Annotated in this window: 6 protein-coding genes; 4 read left to right on the forward strand and 2 right to left on the reverse strand. The window is 51.3% G+C overall.

What is annotated here, in order from left to right; translation table 11 throughout:
- Positions 1-21: 21 nt before the first annotated feature.
- Entirely contained in the window at positions 22-2,502 is a 2,481-nt protein-coding gene (locus tag ACYVAD_RS09500; protein ID WP_461139251.1) for a hypothetical protein, read from the forward strand.
- 314 nt (positions 2,503-2,816) lie between these two features.
- Here ACYVAD_RS09500 and ACYVAD_RS09505 read toward each other — a convergent pair whose 3' ends face one another.
- Complete coding sequence (locus ACYVAD_RS09505) at positions 2,817-3,365, reverse strand: DoxX family membrane protein (RefSeq protein WP_461139252.1); 549 nt, start codon at positions 3,363-3,365, stop codon at positions 2,817-2,819.
- Between the two features lie 204 nt (positions 3,366-3,569).
- On the opposite strand from ACYVAD_RS09505, the gene ACYVAD_RS09510 reads away from it, so the two are divergent.
- From ACYVAD_RS09510 to ACYVAD_RS09520, 3 genes are all read left to right on the forward strand, one after another.
- Positions 3,570-3,881: a LytTR family transcriptional regulator DNA-binding domain-containing protein gene (locus ACYVAD_RS09510; RefSeq protein ID WP_461139253.1), complete on the forward strand. Its 312-nt coding sequence runs from the start codon at positions 3,570-3,572 to the stop codon at positions 3,879-3,881.
- Between the two features lie 174 nt (positions 3,882-4,055).
- Positions 4,056-6,566, forward strand: coding sequence for a PAS domain-containing protein (locus ACYVAD_RS09515; protein WP_461139254.1), 2,511 nt, complete (start codon positions 4,056-4,058; stop codon positions 6,564-6,566).
- Between the two features lie 45 nt (positions 6,567-6,611).
- The gene (locus ACYVAD_RS09520) at positions 6,612-7,064 is read left to right on the forward strand and encodes a response regulator (RefSeq protein ID WP_461139255.1); all 453 of its coding nucleotides are present in this window, start codon (positions 6,612-6,614) and stop codon (positions 7,062-7,064) included.
- Between the two features lie 277 nt (positions 7,065-7,341).
- On the opposite strand, the gene ACYVAD_RS09525 is transcribed toward ACYVAD_RS09520, so the two are convergent.
- The gene (locus ACYVAD_RS09525; protein WP_461139256.1) at positions 7,342-7,923 is read right to left on the reverse strand and encodes a chemotaxis protein CheB; all 582 of its coding nucleotides are present in this window, start codon (positions 7,921-7,923) and stop codon (positions 7,342-7,344) included.
- Positions 7,924-8,106: the final 183 nt, after the last annotated feature.

Here is an 8,106-nt window from a genome sequence, read left to right on the forward strand (position 1 = left end):
TATCAGTTTATTTTAAACGCAATGAAAACGTTTTTTCTTTCGGTTAGCCTGCTGGGCTGGCTGCTTATTCAGGAGACTATAACCATCGCTCAGTCCAGGAAGGTACCGTCTTACAGCGGGATTTATCCGCAGCTGGCCATGTACAACAAAGAAGGGGAATGTGGCACGGGGGCGGTTGTTCCCTGGGCGGGTAAACTTTGGGTAGTTACGTACGGGCCACATTTGCCGCTTGGCTCGTCCGACAAGCTGTACGAAATAACGCCCGATTTAAAGCAGATCGTTCGGTCCGAAAGTATCGGTGGTACCCCTGCCAACCGGATGATTCATCCCGAGAGTAATCAGCTATTTATTGGTCCCTACGCTATCGACAGCAAAGCGCATGTCCGGGTCATACCCTATAAAACCATGCCTGGGCGTCATACTGGTAACGCCCGCCATCTGACTGATCCGAAAGGAAATATCTATTACGGAACGATGGAAGAAGGGTTTTACGAAGTAGATGTTAATACTCTGACGCCAACGATGCTGTACGAGGATGGCAACATCAGTAGAAAAAAAGAATCGGACGAATCGAATAATCTGGAAAACACGTTGCTGCCCGGTGCGCATGGCAAGGGTGTGTATTCGGGTCAGGGCGTTATGGTCTATTCGAACAACGGCGAACCAGGAGCTAAAGCGCTGGCGCAGTTCGATGTAGATGCGGGTTCCCTGTCGGAGTGGAATGGCAAAGACTGGAAAGTTGTTCGGCGAAACCAGTTTGTCGAAGTAACGGGGCCGGGCGGTATCTACGGCAATAAACATCCGGAAACGGACCCCATCTGGGCCACCGGCTGGGATCACAAATCCGTCTTGCTGGGTGTGCGCGACAAGACGACTGGCTGGCATTTTTTTCGGCTTCCTAAAGCGAGTCATTCGTACGACGGTGCGCATGGCTGGAATACCGAATGGCCCCGCATTCGGGATGTGGGTACGACGCAGAAACCGGATTATCTAATGACGATGCACGGTATGTTCTGGCAGTTTCCGGGTGGTTTCACGGCATCGAATACCGCAGGAATCAGACCCCGCTCGGCATATCTGAAAGTAATTGGTGATTACGCCCGCTGGAACGATCGGCTGGTTTTCGGCTGTGACGATTCGGCTCAAAAAGAATTTCTGAACAAACGAAAAGTAAAGGGTAATCTCGAAGGACCTGGCCAATCCAATTCGAATCTGTGGTTTACTTCGCTGAATTTACCCGATCAATTGGGCCCGAATACCGCCGAAGGAGCCGTCTGGCTAAATGAAGCAGTTTCGGCCAATCAACCCTCCGAGCCGTTTTTATTTGCCGGTTGGGCCAATCGCTCGGCCTGGGTTCAGAACAATAGCGACTCGGATGTTCAACTGACGTTCGAGGTGGATAAAACCGGGACAGGTAGCTGGTCCAGACAGCAAACGGTAACTGTCGGCGCACACAAAGCCGCACACGTACCCTTTGCCGCCGACGTAACTGGCGAGTGGATTCGGATCAAGTCAGACAAAGCCGCCAATTTATCGGCCCACTTTTCCTATTCGGCGAACGATACGCGTACTACGACCGCTAACCCACTGTTTGCTGGCCTTAGCACCGTCTCAACTACTGCTACGTCGGGTGGTTTGATGTACGGTCTGGGGGCTGATCGACGAGCGTTGGGACTGGCCGCTTCGACATACAACGGGGGGCAATCTACCGATGTTGGGTATTACGAACTGAATGCTGACATGCAGCTCGTTCGGAAGGAGGATGCTGGTGTGGTAAACGTCATCAAAACGAAGTTTGCGATTCCTCAGAATGTAGTAACGATTAATGAATCGAGCGTTTTGATCGTAGATGATAAAGGACGACGCTGGCGGCTCCCCCTCGGCAACGATGCCTACACGACGTTGACCAATCAGGCCGCTCTTCGAATATGCCGGGAAGTAGCTACTGAACGCGACTTGCTCAATTGCCACGGAACATTCTACGAACTGCCCGCCGAAAACGCGGATGGATACGCCAAAATAAGACCCGTTTCGTCGCATAATCTGCGAATCAACGACTATGCCTCCTACCGGGGACTCTTGGTTATGACGGGCATCGATTTGAACGCAGCCAAAACGAATGAACACATCATTATCTCGGATGATAAGAAAGCCGCCGTTTGGGCGGGTGCTATCGATGATCTGTGGAAGCTGGGCAAACCAACAGGGCATGGTGGCCCCTGGAAAAATACAGCGGTGAAAGCCAATGAAGCGTCAGATCCTTATCTGATCGGTTTTTACGACCAACGCAGTCTGCAACTGTCGCACAAAACTACCCAGCCGGTTACCTTTACCATCGAAGCCGATCCGGTCGGTTCGGGCGTTTGGATGACATATAAGTCATTCACTGTTGCGCCTGGAAAAACGATCAACTATACATTCCCGAAGGATTTTCAGGCCCGATGGATTCGGTTTAAAACGGATAAAACGTGTGAAGTAACGACCGCCCTAACGTATAAGTAGTGGCAAATTTGGTCTCAAGCGGGTGATTTTACTATTAGATACCTTCTAAAAGAAGTATAGAGAGTCAGAAAGTATATACTTTAACTCCTTCTCAAACTATTTTCGTATCCTTAAGCCGGGCGTTTCTAAAAACGCCCGGCTTAAGGATACGAAAATTCCTTTCGTCTCACGGGCGAGCCTTTTTTGAGATGAGACCAACGGGGACAATAATTAGATAGTCAAACCCTCACTAGGTCGGTGGCCTTGTTAGGAAATAGCTTTATCCCTAAACGAAACTTTGACCAACAAAATCTAGTCTGTTTTTCCTGTAGCAACTACACCAAGCCGTTGCTGGGGACAGCCCGGTGGACTTTGGGCGCGCGTCTCTTCAGACTAGTTAACATCTTAGTCGGTTTGGCCACGATCTGGGCACCCGTCCAGGTGGAGGCAATCACCATACCGGCCGCCACTAAAATAATGTCCTTGAGAATGTATTGTGCCGCCAGGGAGGGAGCGTGCAACGGAGCGGGGAACAACTCCCTGGGAAAGAAAAGAAGCGGAGACATCGCCCCAACCATTTGTGCCGCCATCAGCCACACCCCCACGCGCAGGAAGCGCCCCGTCAGAAAACAGATGCCAATCACACATTCCAGCCCGGCCACGAAATCCATCGCCTTGTGACCAGAAAACAGACCCAGTGTCAGCAGGGTGGTTGTCCGGGTAGCTAACTCTTCAATTGGACTGATGCCCGGGAAGAACTTGAGGAAACCAAAGCCCAGAAACACCAGGCCCATACACACGCGTAGAATAGCAATACTGTTGGTGACCAGCCACTGGTTCATCCGGGTGTCTAGCTGGTCAAAGCGTTCGAATAATTGGGCCAATTTGTTCATATGTACCGGGCATTTATAGGTTGTGTTGTATCCTCATTTACGCCCGGTGTCAGCGAAAAGATTTACCGCTGGCCATTAATCGGCTACTTTTCTACAGGTGCCCAATTGATGGCTACCCAATTATTGATGCGGGTTGCATGAATCTATTATCAGGCGTTGATCGTAGATGTTACCACAACATACTTCTGATCCTTGATGCGTCGAATTGAGCTGATCAAATTGGCCCAAACCATTACTCATTTATCGGGTGAAGCGAATTACACGCGTGTTCACTTCACAAACCACAAGGACTTACTGCTCTGTAGAACGGTTAGTCAGTGTCAGCAAGAACTGCCTGACTTTATCCGAATACACAAAAGGTACCTGATCAATCCGAGCTTTGTCAGCAAAGCGGTAGTCACTGACGCCAGGAGCGCTCATGTTTTGATTAGGGACCATCCGTTACCCATCAGCCGACGACGCCTTAAAGACGTACTGGAGGCTATCTGGATGGCGAAGAACGTCTAAACTCCCCCTTGACGTCACCTCTTTCTCAACGCTCCCATTTCATTTAGGAGCCTTCTATGAGATGGTATCAATAAGCACGATCGTTGAATAGCCAAACCCTAGCCGGGCCAGTACTTTTGTTGGCATATACATTTCTTCCTATTTTTACCAGCGTAACCGTAACCTGTAGGCTGGATGAATACCCTCTCACTGGAGGAGGAAACCAAGCGCTTAGCCGCCCTGGACTCTTATCAAGTACTTGATTCTTTACCCGAACAGGACTACGAAGACATTACCCTGCTGGCTTCCCAAATCTGCCGCACTCCCGTGGCCCTGATCAGCCTGGTCGACCAGTCCCGGCAGTGGTTCAAATCCAATCGCGGGCTCTCGTTTCGCCAAACTCCTAGAGAACAGTCCTTCTGCGCTCACAACCTTTTGGCGTTGAGTAGCCCCCTGATCGTTGAAGATGCCCGCCAGGATGAGCGTTTTCAGCAGAATCCACTCGTTACCGGTGATCCAAACATCGTTTTTTACGCAGGAGAACCGCTGGTTGACGAAGACGGACTCGCACTGGGGTCCCTATGCGTGATCGATTCCCAGGTACGCCAGCTCGATGAGGGGCAGTTAAGGGCCTTAAAAATTCTGGCTAATCAGGTTGTTGCCTTGCTAACGGCCCGTCGGAAGGCGATTCAGGAAGCGCACTTACAGCAGCAACTCCGGGCCAGCGAAGCCCGTTTCCAGGACCTGGTTATGGCAACCCCAGCGGCCACGGCCGTCTTTGTGGGCCGTGACATGATCATTCAGCAGGTCAACGCCCCCATGCTGGCCATCTGGGGCAAAGACGACACCGTGACCGGTAAACGCCTGCACACAGCCATGCCGGAGCTGGAAGGTCAACCCTTTTTGGCTCAGCTCCAGCACGTCTTTGATACGGGCGAGCCGTTTCTCCAGCAGGAAGGGATGGCTCAGGTGATCGAAAACGGTCAGCTAAAACGGGTCTGGTTCAACCACGCCTACAATCCGCTTGTTGATGAGAAGGGCCAGGTGTACGGGGTCATCAACGTGGCCCTTGACGTAACGAGTCAGGTCGTCATTCGCCAGCAGCTCGCTGAGCGGGAAGCCCGGTTTCGCGCTGTTGTCGAACAGGCACCCATGGCCATCGGTCAACTCAAAGGGCGTAACCTGGTCATTGAGTTAGGCAACGAGCGTATTTTTGAGGTGTGGGGTAAAGATGCTTCGATCGTGGGCAAACCCATCGATGAGGCCCTACCGGAGCTGGAAGGCCAACCCTTCATGGAACTCCTGGAAAGCGTCTACGACACGGGCATCCCCTTCTACGGAACAGCGGTCTTGGCCAAACTCGTCCGAAGAGGCAGCTTGGAGGATGTGTATTTCGACTTCAGCTATTCCCCCATTCGGGCTGTCGATGGGCAAACCACCGGTATTCTGATTATGGCCGTTGAGGTAACCCAGCAAGTACTAGCGCGGCAGGAAATTGAGAAAAGTGAGTTGCGTTTTCGTAGTCTGGTGGAGGAGGCCCCTTTTGCCATTGCCATCTACGAAACGGCCGATCTGCTCATTTCCCTGGCTAACGACGCCATGATCAACCTATGGGGCAAGACCAAAGCGGTGATCGGCCAAAAGCTAATGGAGGCCTTACCCGAACTGGCCGATCAGCCCTTCATTCCGCTGTTGAACGTCGTCTACGCGACGGGGCAAGCCTACCGCACTACCGAACAGGCGGCTGATTTGCTGATTGATGGCCGGATGCAGACGCGCTGGTTCAACTTCGTTTACCAACCCTTACTGGATGGCGAGGGCCGGGTGTACGCCATCCTGAATATGGCGGTCGACATTACAGAAAAGTATCTGGCCACTCAACGGCTTCAGGAAAGCGAACAGAGCTATCGGGAACTAGCCGCTGAGTTGGACGATCGGGTTCAGGCCCGGACTCAGGAACTGCTATCAGTCAATCAAGACCTGCAACGCTCGAACGACAATTTGCAGCAGTTCGCCTACATCGCCAGCCACGACCTTCAGGAACCCTTACGTAAGATTCAGGCTTTTAGTGATCTGCTGACTTTACAACTCGCCAATCATGCTGACCCATCCGTGGGGGACCATCTACAGCGCATTGCCAATGCGGGCGCGCGCATGTCAACCTTAGTTCGGGACTTGCTGGCTTACTCCCGTGTCTCGACCCGTCAGCAGACGTTTGGGCCGGTGTCGTTGCGTACAATCCTAGCGGGTGTGGTGGTAAGCCTGCAACAAACGATTCAGCAAACCGGCGCTCAAATCGAGGTTGCTGAATTGCCCACGGCCAGGGGTGATAAGTCGCAGCTATCGCTGCTGTTTGACAACCTGCTGACCAATGCCATCAAGTTTGTCGAGCCCGAACAAAGGCCCCGGGTTCAGGTTCAGTATAACTACTGCTCGGCCAGGGAGCTACCCGGCGAGGTTCGGCCTACCGCCAACGTTCCGTTCTACCATCGGATCAGTGTGACCGATAATGGCATCGGCTTTGATCCGAAATACCTGGATCGCATTTTTCAGGTCTTCCAGCGCTTGCACAGCAACGATTCGTATTCAGGCACGGGCGTTGGTCTATCGATCTGTCAGCGGGTGGTGGAGAATCATGGTGGGGGGATCACCGCCACTAGTGAGGTAGGGCAGGGAACTACCTTCTGGGTGTATTTGCCCGCCTGAGTCTGATACCAATCGTTTAACTCAACATTTTTTTGCTCGTTTTCAATGGTTGATTTACCCCAAATCGATTCCTTCGATCAGATGCCCATCGTTCATATCGAGAATGACGTTGACGATCATTACCTAGTCGAAAAAGCACTCAAGGCAGCCTCTATTCGTAACCCAGTTCGTTTTTTCAAGGATGGTCAGCAGGCGCTGCTGTATTTGCAGGAAACCCAGGAAATTCCACTGGTCATCTTGTGTGATGTTCTCATGCCGGGTATGGACGGGTTTGAATTACGCGACCGGATCGATGCTGATCCGGTGCTGCGGATGAAAGCCATTCCTTTTGTTTACTTCTCGACCTGGGGGAACGAAGAACTTGTCAAAAAGGCTTATCAAGGCACTATTCAGGGGTATCATCTGAAAGGATCAAGCTTCACTGACCTCCAGGCTGAGCTCAGCCTGATCGTAGCCTACTGGAAGCGGTGTCTGCATCCACGAGGTTTTCAGAAATAACTGACCTCTACTTGGACTAGACCGTATTTACCCAAAAGCCAGCAGGGGGCTTACCTGAGCTCTATTTCTCCAGCGATCTGACTCAAATAAGGGCGCTGTAGTAGCAGTCAGCCTGTACCGATGTGGCGTACAAAAAACGCCCGGATTGAAGATACAGATATTCCCCTTTGTCTCACTTTGGAGCGTATTAACGTCGACATGTCGAAACAGGGCCACGCCTACTATGATGGCGATGATGACTAAAAAAGAATCTCACATGCTCGTTGTATAAATGCCGTTAGGTTAGCTCAGCCACTAGAGTTAATAAAGCCTGAGCTAACCGTTTTGGCGATAAAACCTGACGGGGATGATCCCGCATGATAGCAGACTGGGGCATACTCGTAAAGGCAGCGGTCTGAGGATCTTGAACCAGCACCATGCCCGCTTCATTGTGAATAGCAATTGCCCCTAAAGTGCCATCGGTGCCCGCGCCCGAAAGAATAATGCCAATGGCATATGTTTGTTTTGCTTTGGCCAAGGACTTGAAGAAAATATCGACTGCCCAATTAATTTTATCCTCGACTCGTCGGGTTTGTAAGTGTAGAGAACCGTTTTCAATGGTCATCATTTTGTTAACGGGTATCATATATACGCTATTGGGTCTCACTTCTTGGCCCTCCGTAGCCCAACAGACAGGCATAGGCGTATGCTGGGCTAAGAGTTCATCCGCCCTGCTGACAAAGTCTCGATTTAAATGGGAGATCACAACAAAGGCAATTCCGGAGTCCGGCGGTATTTGGGCAAAGAAGGTATGGAGGGGATCCATCCCCCCCGCCGATACGCCAACCGCTGCAATGTAAAATTTATCTTCACCAAGCATGGGAGGAATGGGGTGCTTTATAATCTATGTTGTATAAACCAAGTATCTAATATATAGGAACACTCGGTTTTGATCGATAACATCCAAGCCAAAAAGGCGTCTCACAAAACACCCGTGGCCGTTGCACAACTGGGCTTGTGGTATAAAACTTCTGCTATGCTGAGTTTTTGTATCTTCAGCTAT

The organism is Spirosoma pomorum, from assembly GCF_054776615.1.